The sequence below is a fragment of the Chryseobacterium subflavum genome, from assembly GCF_055762745.1.
The window spans coordinates 1,092,339-1,111,678 of the sequence record NZ_JBVTMR010000001.1 but is presented as its reverse complement, the minus strand read 5'-3'; the positions used below and the strand labels follow the sequence as shown (position 1 = coordinate 1,111,678).

Here is a 19,340-nt window from a genome sequence, read left to right as displayed (position 1 = left end):
TTTCACGTTGTATTCAAATTAAGTCGCCTAAATCAGGGTTTTTAAGCCAATAAGATTATTTTGCAATAGCCGGTATCACCGGTACACTTACGTTTCCGCTTGTATTCACGGTTTGTACTGCAAAAATATAGTTGTCTTTTGAGAGCGGGATTTTCAGTGAAAGCTCCTTGGTAAATATTTTCTTCTGCCACAAAGGATTATCTGTTTCTCTCACTAACACATAGTAGCCTGCAGCCAGTCCTGATTTTGGTTTTTTCCAATGCAGAACAGTAGAGTTGGTAAGTTCTTTAACTTCTATTTCAACCTGCTCGGGCTTTGATGCAGATTTAGCAAGACTGGCTAATACAGCAACATTGGCAGCTACATTCTTTCGCAAATAATTAAAGTCAATAAACTCAGGAAGATCACCATATTGCTTATTATTTTCTTTTCTTATATCCTGATGCTGATGATCATAATTTTCATAATATTCCGTCAATCTTACAGAAGGAAATCCATAGTTCACAAAGCTCGAATGATCTCCTCCACGTAAAAACCTGTCATTTCTGTAGATCAGCTTTACTTCAAGTTTTTTCACATATTTTTCAGCAACCTCCTTAATGTATCTCGCTAACTGACGGGATTCGCCATCATTTTCCAAGCCCAGATTTCTTAATCCCAAAGCTTTTTTATCCAGGTCAGCATAAGGTAATCCTTCACTGAACACCCGCAGTGTGTGATCATTGATTTCACCAGTCTCTCCCGCTTTGGCATTTCCTATCATATCATTATTCAAAACAGCTTCTAATTGCACATTCTCCTTTTTCATTTTCTCTGCCAGTAATTTAGAACCAAGCAGCGACTGTTCTTCTCCGGAAAAAGCAACGAAAATAACAGATGCCGGAAACTTGGATCTGCTGAGAACCCTTGCCGCTTCTATCACAGCACTTACTCCACTTCCATCGTCATTTGCCCCTGGAGCAAACGATGTCCTGTTCATTACATCCATAACACGAGAATCTAGATGTCCTGAAATCAGGAAAACCCTTTTGTCATCAGGGTCAGTCCCCCTTAAAAAAGCACACGCATTCCCAAGGTTAGTCACCTGATCTACCCTTTTTCCATCCGGCTGAATATCTTGCTGCTGCAAATAAACTTCCATTCTTCCCCCTGAATTTTTTGCAAATTCTTTAAACTTACTTAAAACCCAGGTTCTTGCCGCTCCTATCCCATTTTCCGGATCATTTATCTTGCTTAACGTATGTCTTGTATTAAAACTTACAAGACTGTTGATATAACTTTTCAGGGAATCTGAGTTTACCTCGGAAACATATTTTTTTATTTCACCGTCTTTTTCAGGTATTTGTGAAAAACCTATAAACGGAATCAACAGCAGAAGAACAGAATATTTCATAAGATTAAATGTAAGATGATTTAAATATACAAAACGTACAGCTTGAGAAGCTTTTTTTATTTTAATATTATATTTAAATTAAGTTTTATTATATATTTTTGTTACAATACAAAAATATTACATGGACAAACTTTCAGATAGAGTAAAAAGACTTGGATACTCGCAGACTTTTGTAATGTCTAATAAGGCTAGAGAAATGAAAGCCAACGGAATAGACGTTATCAGCTTAACACTTGGCGAACCGGATTTTGATGTTCCCGACAATATAAAACAAGCGGCTTTTGATGCTATTAATCAAAATTACAGTCATTACTCTCCTGTTCCGGGCTTTCTGGAGCTTCGTGAAGCCATTGCATACAAATTAAAAAGAGATAATCATTTAGAATATAAACCTACACAAATATGTGTTTCCAATGGTGCCAAACAAGCTATTTTAAATGTTCTGGCTGCCATCATCAATGACGGAGATGAAGTGATCCTTCCAACACCGTATTGGGTAAGTTATGACGAAATGGTAAAAATGATGGGCGGAAATTCCGTTATGGTTCCAACCTCTTATGTAACTGATTTCAAAATCACTGCCGAACAGCTGGAAGAAGCGATTACAGATAAAACCAAAGCTGTTTTATTCAGTTCACCTTGTAATCCTTCCGGTGGATATTACACTTACGACGAATTAAAATCCCTGGCTAAAGTCATTGCTAAATACCCTCATGTTACTGTGATTTCTGATGAAATCTACGAGTTTATCAACTATGAAACTAAAACAGCATCTATAGCCCAGTTTCCTGAAGTATATGAGCAAACAGCCGTAATCAACGGAATGTCCAAAGCTTTTGCGATGACAGGCTGGAGAATAGGATATTCCGCATGTCCTGAATGGTTGGCGAAAGCTTGTGAAAAAGTTCAGGGGCAAATGACCAGCGGAGCCAATACAATGGCCCAGAGAGCTTCTATTACTGCTCTGAAAACAGATCCTTCAGAATACAGATACATGATCGATGCCTTCAAAAAAAGAAGAGATCTTGTCTATGATCTGATCACTGAAATCCCGGGATTTAAGGTTCTTTTGCCTAAAGCAGCCTTCTATTTCTTTCCGGATATTTCTTACTATATAGGCAAAACTTTGAACGGAACCGAAATTAAAGATGCTGATGATTTTGCTATGTTTATTTTAGAAAATGCCCATGTAGGATGCGTTGGTGGTGTTTCCTTTGGAAGCCCTGAATGCATCAGATTCTCTTATGCTGCATCAGAAGATGATCTAAGAGAGGCCATGAGAAGAATCAAGGAATTATTAGAAAAATTTAACTAACAATACCAACCGATGAATTTATTAAAGAGAATCACTATTGCAACAAGCATTGCAGCAGCTAGTTTTACGGGCTATGTTCATGCACAGGATTTCCAGTGGAAAGAAGCTACGGCCAACGGTTATACTTACCGATATGTAACCAATGACCCAACCGCCGCAAGATATTATAAACTGAAAAACGGCTTAACTGTTATTTTAAGTCCAACCAAAAAGGACCCAAGAATCCAGACGTATATTGCTACCAAAGCAGGAAGCAAAACCGACCCTGCTGATCATACAGGTTTAGCCCATTACCTTGAACACATGCTTTTTAAAGGTACCGACAAGTTCGGATCCAAAGACTGGGCAAAAGAAAAACCTCTGCTGGATCAGATCGATGCATTGTATGAAAAATACAATCAGACAAAAGATGAAGCCAAGAGAAAAGAGATCTACAAAGAAATAGACAAAGTATCCGGAGAGGCAGCGAAATATGCCATTGCCAATGAATATGATAAGATGATGTCAGGAATGGGAGCAGATGGCACCAATGCTTTTACATCATTTGAACAAACGGTGTATACGGAAGACATCCCTTCAAATGTTACCGATAAATTCTTAGCTGTTCAGGCAGAAAGATTCAGACAACCAATTTTAAGGCTTTTCCATACGGAGCTGGAAGCAGTTTATGAAGAAAAGAACCGCGGCCTGGATAATGATTCAAGAAAAGTTTATGAAGCGATGTTCGCGGCCATATTTCCAAATAACAATTACGGGAAACAAACTACGATCGGAACCGTTGAACACTTAAAGAACCCTTCCCTAAAAGCAATCAGAGAATATTTTAACAATTATTATGTTCCTAACAACATGGGAATCATAATGTCTGGAGATTTTAATCCTGATGAAATGATCGCTAAAATCGATAAGGAATTCTCCTATATGAAACCTAAGGAGATTCCTGCTTACACTGTTGGGCAGGAGCAGCCTATTACTGCACCGATCACTAAAGAAGTATTTGGCCCTAACCCAGAAAACATTACGATAGGCTTCAGATTTCCGGGAGCGACAACAAGAGATGCCAGACTTCTGAATCTGATAGGAAGCATGCTAACTAACGGGCAAGCGGGACTTATTGACCTTGATCTTGTGAAAAAACAAAAATTATTAGCTGCCTATGCTTTCCCTTATGTTTTAAAAGACTACTCTGTTCTCTTCCTGCAAGGAAACCCTACAGAAGGTCAATCTTTAGATCAGGTTAAAACATTGTTACTGCAGGAGATTGATAAATTAAGAAAGGGAGAATTCTCTGATGATCTTATACAATCTATCGTAAATAACGAAAGGAAGAATATCATTCAGAATAATGAAAAATACTCTTCAAGAGCAAGTACTTTAATGGATGAGTTCACTTCTGATATTGACCACAAAGCAGCTTTGGAATATGTAGAAGAGATATCGAAACTTACTAAAAAAGATATCATGGACTTTGCTTCCAAATATCTTCAGGACAACAATTACGTTGCCATCTATAAGAGAAAAGGAGAAGATAAAAACATTGTAAAAGTAGATAAGCCTACAATTACTCCTGTTTCTGTAAACAGGGACGACCAGTCTCCTTTCCTGAAAAAGATCAACGAAATGCCTGAGTCGGCTATCGCACCGGTTTGGCTGAATTTCGATAAAGACATCGCAAAAAATAAATTAGGCGGTATTGATGTTCTTTCTGTAAAAAATACAGATAATGAATTATTCAGGCTGTATTATCACTTCGATTCAGGAAAATGGAACAACAAAATGCTTCCTTTGGCAGCAGAATACCTTCAATACCTCGGAACCAAAAATAAATCGTCCGAAACCATCAGCAAGGAATTCTATAAACTTGCATCAAGTTTCAGCGTAGGTGCCGGAAATGAGGAAACCTATGTAACCATAGAAGGTCTCAGCGAAAATTTTGATAAAACATTAGCTTTATTCGAAGACCTGATCAAAAACTGTGAAGCTGACCAGGCTGCTTTAGATTCTTATAAAGCAAGATTGAAAAAAGCGAGAGCCAATGCAAAACAGAATAAAGGCAGCATCATGGCTGGATTGAGAAGCTACGCACAATATGGCCCTCAAAATCCATTTAATAATGTATTGACAGATGCAGAACTTGATGCCTTAAAAGCAGAAGACCTGATCAAAATACTTCACGATTTGTTCAACTACAAACACAAAGTATTGTATTACGGTCCGAAATCCGGAAGTGAAGCCGTTGCATCCCTCACTCCCATCCACAAGCTTCCGGCTACCTTAAAAGATATGCCGAAGTCTAAAACTTTCACCCAGGTACCAACAGATAAGACCAAAGTATTATTTGCTCATTATGATATGGTTCAGGCTGAAGTTTTCTGGGTAAGAAACGGAGAGCAATACAATGCAACGATTACTCCTACGGTAAGCTTATTCAATAATTATTTCGGAGGTGGAATGGGATCAATTGTATTCCAGACCATAAGAGAATCCAAAGCCCTGGCTTATTCTACTTATTCTTACTTCTCTCTTCCAAGCAAAAAAGAAGATAAAGATATGATTACTGCTTATGTAGGAACTCAGGCAGATAAATTCAATGAGTCCACTACAGCGATGAATGAGCTTCTCACTACTTTACCGCAGTCTCAACAACTATTTGAAACAGCTAAAAGTGGTTTAAAGAAATCTATCGCTTCGGAAAGAATCACCCAGGACGGAATCATCTTTACTTATTTAAGAGCTCAAAAGCTGGGCAATTCTACTGATATCAGAAAGAATGTTTATGATCAGGCTCCTAAACTGTCATTTGCAGACATTAACAGTTTCCACGATAAGGAAATGAAAGGTAAAAATTTCACCTACTGTATTGTAGCATCTCAGGACAAAGTAAACGAAGCCGACATGAAAAAATTAGGAGAGGTAAAAAAACTCAACTTAAACGAAATTTTCGGTTACTAAATATAATGAAAAAGCTCTGAATTCAGAGCTTTTTTCTTTCTATCGGTTTGAAAACAATTATAGATTTTATTAATCGATTTACATTTGTTCGATAGACAAATCATTCCTATATTTGCAACAGAAAATTTAAATATAAAAACAGAAAAATTATGTCTTTAGTAGGAAAAAAATTCCCGAATCTAACAATCGATGCGATGTCTGAAATGGGTGATGATTTAAGAATCAACATTTTTGAACAAACGACTAAAAATCAGGAGAAAGTTATCTTATTCTGGTATCCAAAAGATTTCACTTTTGTTTGCCCTACAGAGCTCCATGCTTTTCAGGATGCTTTAGGTGAATTCGAAAAAAGAAACACTAAAGTAATCGGAGCTTCATGTGATACTAACGAAGTACACTTTGCATGGTTGAACACTGCAAAAGACAATGGAGGTATCGAAGGTGTAACTTACCCTCTTTTAGCTGATACTCACAGACAATTAGCAAACATCTTAGGAATTGTAGATCAGGATTTCGAATACGATGAAGAAGGAAATGAAAGCTTTACAGGTTCTAATGTAACTTACAGAGCAACATATCTTATCGACGAAACAGGAAAAATCTTCCATGAGTCTGTAAACGATATGCCACTTGGAAGAAACGTGAAAGAATATCTAAGACTAATAGATGCTTATACTCACGTTCAAAAGCATGGAGAAGTTTGTCCTGCAAACTGGGAAGAAGGTAAAGAGGCTATGAAAGCTGACAGAAATTCAACCGCTGAATATTTAGCTAAAAACTAAAAATAATAATGGGGTTTGAGTTTTCAGACCCCATTTTTTTTAAATTAAAATCACAACAATTATGTACACAGAGTTAACAGAAGATACATTACAGAATATAGTAAACGATAATGAAAAAGTAGTCGTTCAATACGGTGCTACATGGTGCGGAAACTGCAGAATTATGAAACCAAAGTTCAAAAAACTGGCTTCTGAAAATGAAGCAATTCCATTTCTTTATGTAGACGCTGAGAAATTACCTGAAAGCAGAAAACTGGCTAAAGTAGATAATCTTCCTACGTTTGCAATCTTTAAAAACGGAGTGCTTGTTAACCAGGTTCAATCCAATCAGGCAGAAAGTTTAATTAACCTTTTCAACGAATTATAATTATGAAGTTACCCGTAATCAGACAATTTTATCAGAATCAGACCCCTGAAAACCTGGAAAAGACCCTTGAAGTATTGGAAAGCTTCAGTGAATTCAGAGGAACAAGTGAAGAAGATTTAAATGTAGCAGGAGAGCTTATTACCAATATCTGTGGAGCGTTAGAAGTTCACGCTAATGTTCAGAACGGAATGAGCGAAAAAGATGCTTTAAACTCTTTTGCACAAAAGGTATTAGGATCTATAGATAAATAGTTTTAATTTATTTTAAAATTAAAAGATTAAAGTATTTAAAGATTAGATAACCTGATGTCTAAATACTAAAAATCCCGATGATAATACATCAGGATTTTTTTTAGTTTACATCCTTTGACAATATCAATCACACTGTTTAATGATAAAAACCGTCCCTGCCGGATCTGTGATCCAATGCATATTATCAGGGATTTTTTCAAATTCATCACATGTTTCTACATGATGATTCTTGAGATGAGATATCGCTGCCGGTACATTAGGGACATTAAGCTCAAGCCATGTTTCGGAATGGGTATAATTATCCACACAATCAAGCCACACTGTATTTCCGCCAAACTTCACTTCGTGAGTTCTTGATACTGTCGGGTTGTCGATAGTCTTCTCTTCAACCTCCATTTTGAGAATATCTTTATAAAAAGAGATCGTTTGTTCGTATTTGTTTTTAGGAATTTTTATGGCAATATTAACTCCTCCTTCAAATTTTGTTTCCATAATTAAGTTTTGGTATTAAGTTGTTGCACCCAAAATACGAAAAAATTGACATCCTGTATTTTTTAAGACTTTGATATACTAAAAGATCCCGATGCATAACATCGGGATCTTTCAAATATATTGTGTTGATTATTTAGCTTCTTCTGCTCATCAGGATGCTTAAAACATACCAGAATAAAAGCATGATTGAAGCGAAAAGTTGAAGAGCCGCACCAACATATTGATCTGTAGCATAAGAATCTTTAAGTTTACTTGTCTGGTATAGAATGGTTGCAGAAGCAAGAATCACCATACCTACAGAAAACCAAAGTCCAAGATTGAACCCGAAAATCATTCCGGCTACAATAAGGCCAATTGCTATAAATCCACCAATCACAATGATGTTTCTCAGGAATGAAAAGTCCCTTTTGGAGGTAAATGCTACGGCCGATACACCAGCAAACATAGCGATGGTTAACATAGCCGCCTGAAAAATAACATTAGGCCCAGAGTATACCATTGCAATATAAATCAAAGGCAGGAAAATAACAGCTTCCAATAAAACATAAAATCCAAGCCCTAAATATTGTGTTGATTTGCTTTGCGACAACGACCATTTGGCTGCCAAAACGGAAGCAAGCCAGAAAACACCGATAATCAATAACCATGCATACTTCTGAGCAAACATCATAAAAATCAGCTCCTGTGGAACTGTTTTCAATAAGATCGTTTCAACCCCAATAAAAGCAAGGATAGAAAGCGCAACATGCAAATAGGTTTTTTTGTAAAAAGCAGCCTTCTCTACATCGGTAGACTGTGCTACTAAAACGTCTTTAATCATAATTTATATTTTCTTTAAATATAATGAATTTATTTATTTTTCTCGAGAGGTTTTACTCCAATAATCCTGCCATCTTCCTCAAATAAAACAGTAATGAGATCTTTTGGCAAAGGGGATTTATCATCAGAATATTTATACTGAATAAAAGGATAGCTTACTCCATCCATCAACGTCTGATGACCTGATTTAAAGACTTCAGCTTTTTTCTCCAGCTGAATCCCGTCTTTAAGCTTCTGCAATACCTTATCAGTCACGAGGGTCTTTACCTTTTCAGAAAGTAAACCATCGATTGTTGCACGATCAGCAGAAGTTTTCAGAGCCTGTATAAATGCAAAATACTTTTCATTATATAATGCAATTTTATCCTTATCAAGCTCTACTGTTGATTCCTTTCTGTTATCATTTTGAATTTTTAAGCCTACAACTTTTTGTGAAAATAAAAATGACGCGGTAAAGAGGCTTATGGTAAAAAGCAATTTTTTCATACTATGAGATTTGGTGGCTTAAAGTTAGACTATTTCCAGGAACTTCATGGTATCCACATTATCTGCATATGTATTCAGTCCCGGATTCTGGGCTTCTCCAAAACGAATAGAGTCTAATCCTAATTCATCTTTAGCCACAATACATTGGATATTTTCTTCATTTTCCGCAATAAAATTTCTCACTTCATCCATTGAAGAATACCTGCTGAAATTGATAACAGAAAGAGGACTGAACAATTTATCGTCTTCTTTTAACATCACAAAATTATTATCCCAGAACTTATCCTGGTTCAATAGATAAATTGCGCGGTTATAATCATAATTATTAGCATACTTATGATGATTGATGATATCTTTATGATCGATAAAACTTTCAAAAAGCCTGTCGATCAGGAAATCTTCAGGAATTAAAATCCTCGTGACATTTCTGCATCCTAATCCGAAATATTGGAAAATATCATTAGCGAGAAGCTTAAGCTCTTCTTCTGTTTCATCTCCTTTCAGAACAGCAACCGATGTCCTGTTTTTACGAATGATATTCAGATGATTTTTAAAGTAGTATTCCAGGTACCTCGCGGTATTATTGCTTCCTGTAGCAATTACAGCATCAAAATTGTCTAATCTTTCAACAAATTCGTACTCCACGTTATTATCAGAAAATTCCCTCCATTTTTTTAATAAAAAAGGAATTATATATTGATCTTTTGACGATAATTTGATCACCGGAATATGATTGCTTAATACAACAGAGATCACATCGTGCCAACCTACAAGAGGAATATTTCCCGCCAGAATAAGCCCTACCCGCTTTGAAGTTTCAGATGCAGAATAGTCTTTAAGCCAATCCTTTATATTCGTTTCGGTAAGCAATTCAGCCCATTGCCGGAAAGCAAATTTCTGATTATCAATAGTAAACCACGGATTCTCTATTTCCGACTTTCTCAACAATAATTCAAATTCAGAATCACTTTCGTTGAACTCCTCCGTACTTTTTGCTAAATACGCTCTTATATAATCACTTAGTTTAATAAGTCCTAAAACTTGATTTTCGATATTCATAATTACTGCAAAATTGGGGAATATTTTGTAATTTTGTGCAAATTTAAAAAAAATTAGCGATGGCTATTAAAATAACTGATGAATGCATTAATTGCGGAGCCTGTGAACCGGAATGCCCGAATAATGCAATATATGAAGGAGCCGTAGACTGGAAAGCTTCCGAAGGTACTGAGTTAAGTGGTACTGTAACATTGCCATCAGGATTAACGATAGATGCGGATGCACCTCAGGAACCTGTAAGTGATGATGTTTATTTTATTGTTACTGATAAATGTACAGAGTGTAAAGGATTCCACGAAGAACCACAATGTGCTGCAGTTTGTCCTGTAGATTGCTGTGTTCCGGATGAAGACCATGTAGAATCCGAAGAAGCACTACTAAATAAAAAAGCGTTCTTACACGGTGAATAAAAAATGCCGTCTCATCAATTATGAGACGGCTTTTTAATTATAATTTCTATAAATCTATTTAAGAATATAAAGTGAAACCACAGGTTCTAAAAACACCTGTACAACCAAAAAAATAAAAATATGAGCAAAAAGCACAATTTCAGCGCAGGACCATGTATCTTACCAGAAGAGGTATTTCAAAAATCAGCAGAAGCTATTCTTGATTTCAACGGTATCGGGTTATCTATCCTTGAAATTTCTCACAGAAGTAAGGATTTTGTTGCGGTGATGGACGAAGCACGTGCCATTGTAAAAAGGCTGATGAACCTGGGTGATGATTATGAAGTATTATATTTAGGTGGTGGTGCTAGCTTACAGTTTGCAATGGTTCCTTACAACCTTATGAAAGTAGGTGGTAAAGCTGCTTACCTGGATACAGGAACTTGGGCTGCCGGAGCTATAAAGGAAGCTAAAAAAGTAGGAACTGTAGATGTTGTAGGTTCTTCAAAAGAGGAAAATTACTCTTTCATCCCAAAGGACTATACTGTTTCTTCAGATTATGATTACTTCCATTGCACATCCAACAATACTATTTATGGAACTCAGATGAAATCGTTTCCCGAAGTGGATACATTGATGGTTTGCGATATGAGCTCAGATATTTTTTCAAGACAACTGGATTTTACTAAATTCGATTTAATCTATGCTGGAGCTCAGAAAAATATGGGACCTGCAGGTGTAACACTGGTTGTTGTAAAAAAAGAAATCCTGGGAAAAACAGGAAGAGAAAACATGCCTTCTTATTTTGATTATGAACAGCACATCAGTAAAGAATCAATGTATAATACACCACCGGTTTTCCCGGTATATGCATCTTTATTAACACTTCAGTATCTTGAAAGAAACGGAGGAATTGCAGCAGCAGAAAAAAGAAATGAGGCTAAAGCTAAACTTCTTTACGATGAAATAGATAACAATCCTTTGTTTGAAACGTTCTGTGTAAAAGAGGATCGTTCACTGATGAATGTTTCTTTTAGATTAGTCGATGAGTCTAAAAAAGAAGCTTTTGATAATGCATGGAAAGCAGCAGGAATCAATGGATTAAACGGACACCGAAGCCTTGGAGGTTACAGAGCAAGTCTATACAATGCCTTGCCTATTGAAAGTGTTCAGGTTCTTGTTGATGTGATGAAATCCATTAAATAATTGAGGCATTAAAAAATTGAAGAATTGAAAGATTATAATGCTAATTATAATTTTATTAATTTGCGAACCAATTTTAAATATTTAAATTTTTCAAATCTTTAGATTTTTAAATAAAAGAAAGTATGAAAGTTTTAGCTAACGATGGAATTTCCAAAGCAGGAGAACTCGCTTTAAAAGAAGCTGGAATTGAAATTCTGAACAACCGTGTTGCGCAGGATCATGTCATCAATTTTATTAACGAAAATAATGTTGATGTTCTACTGGTAAGAAGTGCCACCAAAGTAAAACAGGATCTTATTGATGCCTGCCCGGGTTTGAAGATCATTGGAAGAGGCGGGATCGGAATGGATAATATTGATGTAGAATATGCCAAAAGCAAAGGAATACAAGTCATCAATACCCCTACAGCTTCTTCTAAGTCAGTAGCCGAGCTGGTATTTGCCCATTTCTTTTCCTTAGCAAGGTTTCTTCACGAATCGAACAGATTAATGCCTTTGGAAGGAGAAACTCATTTTGATGCAATGAAAAAGTCATTCAGCAATGCCTATGAGCTTTCGGGAAAGACATTAGGCGTGATTGGTTTTGGAAGTATTGGTCAGGAAGTAGTGAAAATGGGAATTGCATTAGGAATGAAGGTTAAGGTATTGACGAGAAAACCTAAAACAAAGACCCTTTCGTTATCTTTTTTTGACGGACAAACCCTGGATTTTGAAATTACATCTACCAACGATTCTGATTCTTTCTATAAGGACACTGATTTTATAAGTATCAATACTCCTAAAACCAATGAATATATTATAGACACCGATCAGTTCGAGAAAATGAAAGATGGTGTTTATATCGTAAATACTGCAAGAGGTGGGGTAATCAATGAAGTTTCCCTTCTTGATTTCATTGAATCCGGAAAAGTGGCGGGAGCTGCACTGGATGTTTTTGAAAATGAACCTACTCCTGAACTGATCTTACTGATGAATCCATCTTTGTCTCTTTCTCCTCATGTAGGAGGCAATACAGTGGATGCCCAGGAAAAGATCGGGGCAGAACTTGCAGAACAAATTATTAAGCTACAAAAAGAAACTATAAAATAAATATGCCTGTTTTTAAACCATTTCGCGGAATTAGACCTCATAAAGATCTTGAGCAAACTTTTCCTACCCATCCATTAGACAATTTCACCCAAGAGGAAATTGCAGAAAAAGCTCAGGTTGAAAATACTTACATCAATATGATAAAGCCCTATGTTGTAAGTAAATCAAAAGATATTGACCGGAACCTAAGGAAGATCCGTTCTACGTTTGAAGAACTTCTGGAAGAGAAAAAACTCGTTCAGGACAGTTCTGCATACTATCTTTATGAACAGATCTACCCCAACAAACAGGTTTTCAGAGGATTACTTGGTCTAACAAGTCTTGAAGATTTTTGGAACGGAAAAATCAAAAGACATGAAAGTACCATCCCCCAGAAGAAGGAAAAGCTGGCACATTATCTTGAAAAAGTAAACTTACAGGCAGAACCGGTACTTCTTACCTACCCTGCCAATTCCAAAGTGGAGCTTCTTATGAACCATGAGGAGAAAAACGTGCCGATCTTCAACCACGTTGACTCTAAAGGGATCAGACACAAAATCTGGAGAATAGACAACCGTCTTAAATTACAGCAATTCAAGGAGGTCATCGAGCAGATAGATTCTTTTTATATTGCCGACGGTCACCACAGAATTGGTTCCACAGCATTGAATGCAAAGCATCAGAAAGATAAAAATAAAAGACACAACGGTACTGAAGCCTATAATTTTGTATTCAGCTTTATCGTGTCCAATCAGTCCATTAAAATCCATGATTACAACAGAATTGTAAGTGATATTAACGACTTATCTGCTGACGATTTCTTAAAACAGCTTGAACATTATTTCCTGATTCACGAAAAAGAAGAAACCCCATACTACCCTTCTCAGAAATTCCATATTTCGATGTATCTGGACGGTAAATTTTATTCGCTGCACGTGAAGCATGACCTTCGTTCCCAGGAAATGTCATTGGATAACCTTGACCACCATTTATTGGACAAATACATCTTTAAAAACATATTGAAGATAGAAGATCCTGATAGTTCAGATAAAATTTCCTATGTAAAGGGAACTTCCAATCTTGAAGGTATCACTATTCTAAAAGAGAAAATAGACAACGGTGAAGGACGAGTAGGTTTTGGAATTTATCCGGTAAGTTTTAACGATATGATTAAAATTTCAGATCTTAAATTGAGTATGCCTCCAAAATGTACATTTATTGAACCGAAATTGGTTACAGCACTCTTAATGTACGACATGAAACCTTAAATTATTTCCTTTTTTTTCCTACTTTTATGCACGGAAAAGAAAAGGTAAATCAAAAAATGAAAAAAATATTCATTATCATACTTCCACTCTTTTTGAGTGGATTTTTATTTTCTCAAAAAAAAACTCAAAAAAAGCCTCAGAAAAAATTAACCACAGCCAAATTCAACTACGCAGATGAATTTAAACAGATCTCTGATGAAATCTTAATCAATGGTACTGCCTACGAGAATTTAGGAGAATTAACTAAAGGTATAGGTCCTCGTTTCAGTGCTACACAGGGTTATACAAAAGCTACAGAATGGGCAGAAAAAAAGCTGAAAGAAGCAGGTGCCGAAAATATATGGAAGCAGGAAGTTAAAGTACCAGTATGGATCAGGGGAAAGGAATCTTTACAGATAAAAACCAACAATGGAGAGTGGAAAAATATCAGAATGCTTTCTTTCGGAAACTCTGAAGGAACAGGCGGTAAAGACCTTACAGCAGATATTTTGCTTGTGAATGATATTCCGGAACTCAATGCTCTTACTTCAGCTCAGGTAAAGGATAAAATCATTTTTGTGAACTCTCCCATTGACCAGAAGATCATCAATACTGTAGATTCCTATCTTATTTCTGCAAAATCTAAATTGCTCTCCGCTTCTGTAATTGGCAAGAAAGGGGCGAAAGGCCTGATCATCCGATCTCTCACTACAGCATCTGATGATGTTCCCCACGCCAAAATGATCTATTATGAACCCGATGACAGAGTAAAAATACCAGCAGTAACCATAGGCGCAAAATCAGCCAATGAACTGGAAAAATTGTTAAAAAAACAGACTGTCAAGGCAAAGCTTAATATGTCTGCAGAATCAAAAGGAGAAACGATCAATCATAATATCATCGGAGAAATTCCGGGAAAGAAAGATTCTAAGGTAATCCTTTTAGGAGCACAGCTGGATTCATGGGATTTTGCAGAAGGAGCTCATGATGACGGCACAGGAGTCGTACAGTGCCTCGAAGTATTAAGAGCAATTAAAGCTTTAGGAATTGATAACAACCACACCATAAGAGTTGTCCTGTACGCCAATAGTGAAAACGGTGGCCAGGGAAGAGAAGGCTACGCTGCTTATGTGAAAAAGAAAGATGAAAAACACATTTTTGCTTTAGGTACGGATTCGGGAGGCTACTCTCCAAGAGGGTTTTCATTGGATATGGCTCCACAGCGAAGAAGATTGATATTTGATTGGAAAAACTATTTTCTCCCTTATGGAGTGTATGATTTCGATCAAACCTACGCTATACAAGACATTTCACCATTAAAAAAACTGGATATCCCACTTGCGGAATTAGTCGTAGATACTCAGCGTTATTTTGACTACCACCACTCTTCCGAAGATACTTTTGATAAAGTAAACAAAAGAGAGCTTCTCCTGGGAGCTGTCGCTATGACACAAATGATTTTCATGATTGATAAAAATTGGTAATATGAAAAAATTAATAGAAACCACATTAGCTCTCTTAAGCATAGCAACATATGCTCAGGCCCAGGGAGATTCAATACAATTCAGTAAAATTTCCACGGAAATTCTAAATAATGGAAAAGGATATGAAGAACTCAGAGATCTAACACAAAATATTGGAAATCGTTTAAGTGGTTCGGAAGCCTACGAAAAGTCGGTACAATGGGCAGCGAAAGAACTTCGCAATGCCGGGGCAGATAAAGTATGGCTGCAGGAAGTTAGGATTCCAGTCTGGAAAAGGGGAAAAGAGTCTTTATATATAAAAGCCGGTTCAGGAAAGCCCCAAAGCCTCAAAATGCTTTCTTTGGGAAACTCTGAAGGAACAGGAGGAAAAGATGTTTCCGGAGAAATCGTTATGGTCAAATCATTGGAAGAATACGAGCAGCTTCCGGCTGAAAAAGTAAAAGGTAAGATCGTTTTCTTTAACCATCCTTTTGATCAGAATTATGTACAGACTTTCATAGCTTACAGGGATGTCGGTGCTTACAGACGCTCTGCGGCCGCACTTACCGCAAAGAAAGGGGGTAAATTTGCAATCGTCCGTTCTTTGTCTTCTGCATTGGACGATGTTCCGCATACCGGAGGCATGAAATATGAGGATAATATTGAAAAGATTCCCGCAGTTTGTATAGGAAATACAACTGCAGATCAACTGGAAGAACTTTTAAAAACCCAGAAAGTGATTGCAACACTCAATTCTAACTGTGGGATGAAGGGAGAAAAACTTTCTCACTCTGTTATTGGGGAGATTACCGGTAAAAAAGACCAAAACGTAATTGTTGTAGGTGGCCATCTGGATTCCTGGGATGTGGGCCAGGGTGCTCATGATGATGGAGCCGGAATCGTACAGAGTATAGAAGTCTTAAGGACATTTAAAAAATTAGGAATTCAAAATAATCATACCATAAGAGCAGTTTGTTTTGCGAATGAAGAAAATGGAACCAAAGGAGGCAAACAATATGGAAAAACTGCAAAAGAGACCAATGAGAAACACCTTTTTGCAATAGAGTCTGATGCAGGAGGATTTAGCCCAAGAGGAATATCCTTAGAAATGGATGATATTAAAAGAAAACAGATCCAGGGTTGGGTTAATTTATTTTTACCCTATGGCGTTTATAATTTTGATGGAAAATATTCAGGATCCGACATCGCTCCTCTCCATGAGATGGGAGTACCTACAGCTGAGCTGGTTCCCGATCCTCAAAGGTATTTTGACATCCACCATACGGAAGAAGATACTTTTGAGAAGGTAAATCGCAGGGAACTGCTTCTGGGATCCGTAGTAATGACACAACTTATTTATATGATTGATAAAAACTGGTAGACATGAAAAAAATAGTAAGCACATCTTTATTCCTTTTAAGTATGACCTTGTTTGGTCAGGTAAAAGTAAAAGAAGATTCAATACAATTCAGTACAATATCCAAAGAGATCCTTAACAACGGAAAAGGATATACAGAGCTAAGAGACCTGACCAAAAACATTGGCCATCGTTTAAGTGGCTCGGTGGCTTATGAAAAAGCAGTTCAGTGGGCAGCGCAGAAGCTGCGTGATGCCGGAGCTGATAAGGTATGGCTTCAGGAAGTTACCATTCCTGTCTGGGAACGAGGAAAAGAATCTTTAAAGATCACAGCAAACAGTGGCCGATGGAAGACCCTTAAAATGCTTTCTTTAGGAAATTCTGAAGGTACGGGCGGAAAAGATGTTTCCGGAGAAGTCATTATGGTAAAATCCATGGAGGAATACGATCGTCTTCCTGCTGAGAAAGTAAAAGACAAGATCGTGTTTTTTAATTATCCTTTCAGTCAATCGTTTATAGAAACTTTCAGAGGTTATGGGGATGCTGCTAAGTATAGAGTAACTGCCGCAGCTTTAACGGCTAAGAAAGGGGGCAGATTTGCCATTATCCGTTCTCTTTCATCAGCTTTTGACGATATTCCTCACACGGGTGCTATGCGATACGAAGATAATGTAGACAAAGTACCGGCTGTTGCAATCGGAAATACAACAGCGGATGAACTGGAACAACTTTTAAAAACCCAAAAGGTATTGGCTACTTTGAATTCCAACTGTGGAATGAAAGGAGAAAAGCTCTCCCACTCTGTTATCGGGGAAATAACAGGTAAAAAAGATAAAAGCGTAATCGTTGTCGGTGGACATCTGGATTCCTGGGATGTGGGCGAAGGCGCTCATGATGACGGAGCCGGAATTGTACAGAGTATAGAAGTTTTGAGAACATTTAAAAAATTGGGTATTCAAAACAACCATACGATCCGGGTAGTATGTTTCGCCAACGAAGAAAACGGATTAAAAGGTGGCTTACAATATGGAAAAACCGCTAAAGACACCAATGAAAAGCACCTTTTTGCTATAGAATCCGATGCCGGAGGTTTCAGTCCAAGAGGAGTTGCTCTGGAGATGGATGATGCAAAAAGAAATCAGATCAAAGGCTGGGCTCCATTATTCCTCCCTTACGGAGTTTATAATTTTGAAGGAAAATACTCCGGGGCTGATATTTCTCCCCTTCATGCTATGGGAGTACCTACAGCAGAATTGGTTCCGGATTCTCAGCGGTATTTTGATATTCATCATACTCATGAAGATACTTTCGAAAAAGTAAACCGGAGAGAATTGCTGCTGGGAGCGGTAACAATGACCCAACTTATTTATATGATCGATAAGAACTGGTAATATATAAAAAAACCGCCGTACGGCGGTTTTTTTATTTTATGTACTATTGGAAGTTCATTATTTACCGTAACGAAAAACCAGGTTATTTGATTAGTTATCGAAATATTTAAGGTAGACTGTTTGTACCTATTTTAGAAATTCTTTTTTATCAACTCTCAGATCCATAATATTACCGGCTCTTTTTACTCTGATTCCAATAGTTTTATAATCCCTCTCCACCCGATTCATCATATAATGGCAAGCAGATTCTTTATTCAAATGATCCAGATCCACATCATTTATGCTTAAGATTGAATCACCAATTTCCAAAGAGGAACTTTCTCCTTTAAATATAAATGCAACAACCGGCTTGGTATCAATAAAACGGTATCCAAAACCAAAAGATTCCAGTGTTGGCGGATCATTTTTAATCTTCTTCATGTAAATCTTTTTATTCTGCCAGTCCATTATAAATGCAAAGTCTTTGAAAAAATCATTTCCTATTAATCTTGAATTTCCGGTCATGACCATTTCATTATCAAAGATTCTGTTTCCTAAACCTAATGCAGGCATTTTAAAAATAAATCCTGGGACCGGCTTTCCTGCCCCAAAGGCCCCCACAGAACTAATTCCGTAAGTTTCAACATATTGTTTTATCTTTTTTTGATCATAATCACTTTCTAAAATCTTAAGCCTTCCTGTAAATCCGGTATCAAAAGTAAGCCTGATGTTTTTATCTAAAATTTTAGTTTCCACGACCGGTGTTTTCTGATTTTGTGAATCAAAGGGGACTACAGTTTCATAATCATCGAACTTAAAGTTCGAAAGATCTTTTGTCGCTTCAAGCAAATTTTCAGAATAATTCACTTTCCAGAAAAGTTTTGCCATCTGATTAGCACCAATAATACCATCAATTTTAAAACAGCCAAGCTCAGAACCATTCAGGTCCATTACAATAGCACCTATATTTTTAAAAACCACATTATCAACAGTCATTTCCGGTAATTTTGTGAAAATCTGTTCCTGCTTATTTTTCTGGGAATCCTTTACTTTACTGGTATGCTCTTTCTGTAGATTGAGCTCAGTATAAATGGTATTGGAAATAACGGTAGGGGCACCGGAATCAAACAAAAAATTATACAATTTCCCATTAATGTTCACCTTTACAAGTGGTAAATCATTAATAAAATTCAGATTAATTTTCTCAACAGGCTGTGTCAATTGTACTTCTCCACTTTCAAAGAATCGCTTTCCCTGAGCTGAAATCATTATTAAAATAAAAAGGAAAAATAAGGAGAATACTTGCTTCATTAAATTATTTTGAG

18 protein-coding genes are annotated in these 19,340 nt (G+C 36.8%); 12 read left to right on the top strand and 6 right to left on the bottom strand.

Going from position 1 to position 19,340, the window contains the following annotated elements; genetic code table 11:
* Positions 1 to 55: 55 nt before the first annotated feature.
* Positions 56 to 1,393 carry a M20/M25/M40 family metallo-hydrolase gene (locus AC0INN_RS04700; RefSeq protein WP_306612012.1) on the bottom strand — a complete coding sequence of 446 codons (1,338 nt, stop codon included), beginning with the start codon at positions 1,391 to 1,393 and terminating at the stop codon, positions 56 to 58.
* A gap of 121 nt (positions 1,394 to 1,514) precedes the next feature.
* Between AC0INN_RS04700 and AC0INN_RS04695 the strand changes: the two genes are divergently transcribed.
* The 5 genes from AC0INN_RS04695 (at position 1,515) to AC0INN_RS04675 (ending at position 7,060) form a co-directional block, all read left to right on the top strand.
* The gene (locus AC0INN_RS04695) at positions 1,515 to 2,708 is read left to right on the top strand and encodes a pyridoxal phosphate-dependent aminotransferase (RefSeq protein ID WP_172283312.1); all 1,194 of its coding nucleotides are present in this window, start codon (positions 1,515 to 1,517) and stop codon (positions 2,706 to 2,708) included.
* A 12-nt stretch (positions 2,709 to 2,720) separates the two neighbouring features.
* Positions 2,721 to 5,660 carry a M16 family metallopeptidase gene (locus tag AC0INN_RS04690; protein ID WP_306612009.1) on the top strand — a complete coding sequence of 980 codons (2,940 nt, stop codon included), beginning with the start codon at positions 2,721 to 2,723 and terminating at the stop codon, positions 5,658 to 5,660.
* Positions 5,661 to 5,809: 149 nt separating this feature from the next.
* Complete coding sequence (locus tag AC0INN_RS04685) at positions 5,810 to 6,442, top strand: peroxiredoxin (RefSeq protein ID WP_172283316.1); 633 nt, start codon at positions 5,810 to 5,812, stop codon at positions 6,440 to 6,442.
* Between the two features lie 61 nt (positions 6,443 to 6,503).
* Positions 6,504 to 6,809: a thioredoxin family protein gene (locus AC0INN_RS04680; RefSeq protein ID WP_306612007.1), complete on the top strand. Its 306-nt coding sequence runs from the start codon at positions 6,504 to 6,506 to the stop codon at positions 6,807 to 6,809.
* Positions 6,810 to 6,811: 2 nt separating this feature from the next.
* Positions 6,812 to 7,060 carry a DUF6952 family protein gene (locus AC0INN_RS04675; protein WP_027375263.1) on the top strand — a complete coding sequence of 83 codons (249 nt, stop codon included), beginning with the start codon at positions 6,812 to 6,814 and terminating at the stop codon, positions 7,058 to 7,060.
* A 123-nt stretch (positions 7,061 to 7,183) separates the two neighbouring features.
* Here AC0INN_RS04675 and AC0INN_RS04670 read toward each other — a convergent pair whose 3' ends face one another.
* The 4 genes from AC0INN_RS04670 to AC0INN_RS04655 form a co-directional block, all read right to left on the bottom strand.
* Positions 7,184 to 7,552 (bottom strand): VOC family protein, encoded by a 369-nt coding sequence (locus AC0INN_RS04670; protein ID WP_306611995.1) that lies wholly within the window; start codon positions 7,550 to 7,552, stop codon positions 7,184 to 7,186.
* Between the two features lie 133 nt (positions 7,553 to 7,685).
* Complete coding sequence (locus AC0INN_RS04665) at positions 7,686 to 8,372, bottom strand: Bax inhibitor-1/YccA family protein (RefSeq protein WP_172283329.1); 687 nt, start codon at positions 8,370 to 8,372, stop codon at positions 7,686 to 7,688.
* A 29-nt stretch (positions 8,373 to 8,401) separates the two neighbouring features.
* Positions 8,402 to 8,857 (bottom strand): peptidylprolyl isomerase, encoded by a 456-nt coding sequence (locus AC0INN_RS04660; RefSeq protein ID WP_306611992.1) that lies wholly within the window; start codon positions 8,855 to 8,857, stop codon positions 8,402 to 8,404.
* Positions 8,858 to 8,881: 24 nt separating this feature from the next.
* Positions 8,882 to 9,916, bottom strand: coding sequence for an aldehyde dehydrogenase family protein (locus AC0INN_RS04655; RefSeq protein WP_172283333.1), 1,035 nt, complete (start codon positions 9,914 to 9,916; stop codon positions 8,882 to 8,884).
* 59 nt (positions 9,917 to 9,975) lie between these two features.
* Between AC0INN_RS04655 and AC0INN_RS04650 the strand changes: the two genes are divergently transcribed.
* The 7 genes from AC0INN_RS04650 to AC0INN_RS04620 all read left to right on the top strand — a co-directional run bounded on the left by AC0INN_RS04650 (position 9,976) and on the right by AC0INN_RS04620 (position 18,036).
* The gene (locus tag AC0INN_RS04650; protein WP_306611990.1) at positions 9,976 to 10,326 is read left to right on the top strand and encodes a 4Fe-4S binding protein; all 351 of its coding nucleotides are present in this window, start codon (positions 9,976 to 9,978) and stop codon (positions 10,324 to 10,326) included.
* 120 nt (positions 10,327 to 10,446) lie between these two features.
* Positions 10,447 to 11,511 (top strand): 3-phosphoserine/phosphohydroxythreonine transaminase, encoded by a 1,065-nt coding sequence (gene serC / locus AC0INN_RS04645; protein WP_306611988.1) that lies wholly within the window; start codon positions 10,447 to 10,449, stop codon positions 11,509 to 11,511.
* A gap of 122 nt (positions 11,512 to 11,633) precedes the next feature.
* Positions 11,634 to 12,599, top strand: a complete 966-nt coding sequence (locus tag AC0INN_RS04640; protein WP_306611986.1) for a D-2-hydroxyacid dehydrogenase — start codon at positions 11,634 to 11,636, stop codon at positions 12,597 to 12,599.
* A gap of 2 nt (positions 12,600 to 12,601) precedes the next feature.
* Positions 12,602 to 13,846 (top strand): DUF1015 domain-containing protein, encoded by a 1,245-nt coding sequence (locus tag AC0INN_RS04635; protein WP_273647798.1) that lies wholly within the window; start codon positions 12,602 to 12,604, stop codon positions 13,844 to 13,846.
* Positions 13,847 to 13,902: 56 nt separating this feature from the next.
* Entirely contained in the window at positions 13,903 to 15,309 is a 1,407-nt protein-coding gene (locus tag AC0INN_RS04630) for a M28 family peptidase (protein WP_172283340.1), read from the top strand.
* Between the two features lies 1 nt (position 15,310).
* Positions 15,311 to 16,669: a M20/M25/M40 family metallo-hydrolase gene (locus AC0INN_RS04625; protein ID WP_306611983.1), complete on the top strand. Its 1,359-nt coding sequence runs from the start codon at positions 15,311 to 15,313 to the stop codon at positions 16,667 to 16,669.
* A gap of 2 nt (positions 16,670 to 16,671) precedes the next feature.
* On the top strand, positions 16,672 to 18,036 hold the full coding sequence (locus tag AC0INN_RS04620) for a M28 family peptidase (RefSeq protein WP_172283343.1): 1,365 nt from the start codon (positions 16,672 to 16,674) through the stop codon (positions 18,034 to 18,036).
* Positions 18,037 to 18,162: 126 nt separating this feature from the next.
* On the opposite strand, the gene AC0INN_RS04615 is transcribed toward AC0INN_RS04620, so the two are convergent.
* Positions 18,163 to 19,326: a retropepsin-like aspartic protease gene (locus tag AC0INN_RS04615; protein ID WP_306611981.1), complete on the bottom strand. Its 1,164-nt coding sequence runs from the start codon at positions 19,324 to 19,326 to the stop codon at positions 18,163 to 18,165.
* Positions 19,327 to 19,340 lie beyond the last annotated feature (14 nt).

Bases quoted from the DNA above. Each gene is read 5' to 3' on its own strand.
- AC0INN_RS04700 (WP_306612012.1), bottom strand. From the start codon at position 1,393: ATGAAATATTCTGTTCTTCTGCTGTTGATTCCGTTTATAGGTTTTTCA.
- AC0INN_RS04695 (WP_172283312.1), top strand. From the start codon at position 1,515: ATGGACAAACTTTCAGATAGAGTAAAAAGACTTGGATACTCGCAGACT.
- AC0INN_RS04690 (WP_306612009.1), top strand. From the start codon at position 2,721: ATGAATTTATTAAAGAGAATCACTATTGCAACAAGCATTGCAGCAGCT.
- AC0INN_RS04685 (WP_172283316.1), top strand. From the start codon at position 5,810: ATGTCTTTAGTAGGAAAAAAATTCCCGAATCTAACAATCGATGCGATG.
- AC0INN_RS04680 (WP_306612007.1), top strand. From the start codon at position 6,504: ATGTACACAGAGTTAACAGAAGATACATTACAGAATATAGTAAACGAT.
- AC0INN_RS04675 (WP_027375263.1), top strand. From the start codon at position 6,812: ATGAAGTTACCCGTAATCAGACAATTTTATCAGAATCAGACCCCTGAA.
- AC0INN_RS04670 (WP_306611995.1), bottom strand. From the start codon at position 7,552: ATGGAAACAAAATTTGAAGGAGGAGTTAATATTGCCATAAAAATTCCT.
- AC0INN_RS04665 (WP_172283329.1), bottom strand. From the start codon at position 8,372: ATGATTAAAGACGTTTTAGTAGCACAGTCTACCGATGTAGAGAAGGCT.
- AC0INN_RS04660 (WP_306611992.1), bottom strand. From the start codon at position 8,857: ATGAAAAAATTGCTTTTTACCATAAGCCTCTTTACCGCGTCATTTTTA.
- AC0INN_RS04655 (WP_172283333.1), bottom strand. From the start codon at position 9,916: ATGAATATCGAAAATCAAGTTTTAGGACTTATTAAACTAAGTGATTAT.
- AC0INN_RS04650 (WP_306611990.1), top strand. From the start codon at position 9,976: ATGGCTATTAAAATAACTGATGAATGCATTAATTGCGGAGCCTGTGAA.
- serC (WP_306611988.1), top strand. From the start codon at position 10,447: ATGAGCAAAAAGCACAATTTCAGCGCAGGACCATGTATCTTACCAGAA.
- AC0INN_RS04640 (WP_306611986.1), top strand. From the start codon at position 11,634: ATGAAAGTTTTAGCTAACGATGGAATTTCCAAAGCAGGAGAACTCGCT.
- AC0INN_RS04635 (WP_273647798.1), top strand. From the start codon at position 12,602: ATGCCTGTTTTTAAACCATTTCGCGGAATTAGACCTCATAAAGATCTT.
- AC0INN_RS04630 (WP_172283340.1), top strand. From the start codon at position 13,903: ATGAAAAAAATATTCATTATCATACTTCCACTCTTTTTGAGTGGATTT.
- AC0INN_RS04625 (WP_306611983.1), top strand. From the start codon at position 15,311: ATGAAAAAATTAATAGAAACCACATTAGCTCTCTTAAGCATAGCAACA.
- AC0INN_RS04620 (WP_172283343.1), top strand. From the start codon at position 16,672: ATGAAAAAAATAGTAAGCACATCTTTATTCCTTTTAAGTATGACCTTG.
- AC0INN_RS04615 (WP_306611981.1), bottom strand. From the start codon at position 19,326: ATGAAGCAAGTATTCTCCTTATTTTTCCTTTTTATTTTAATAATGATT.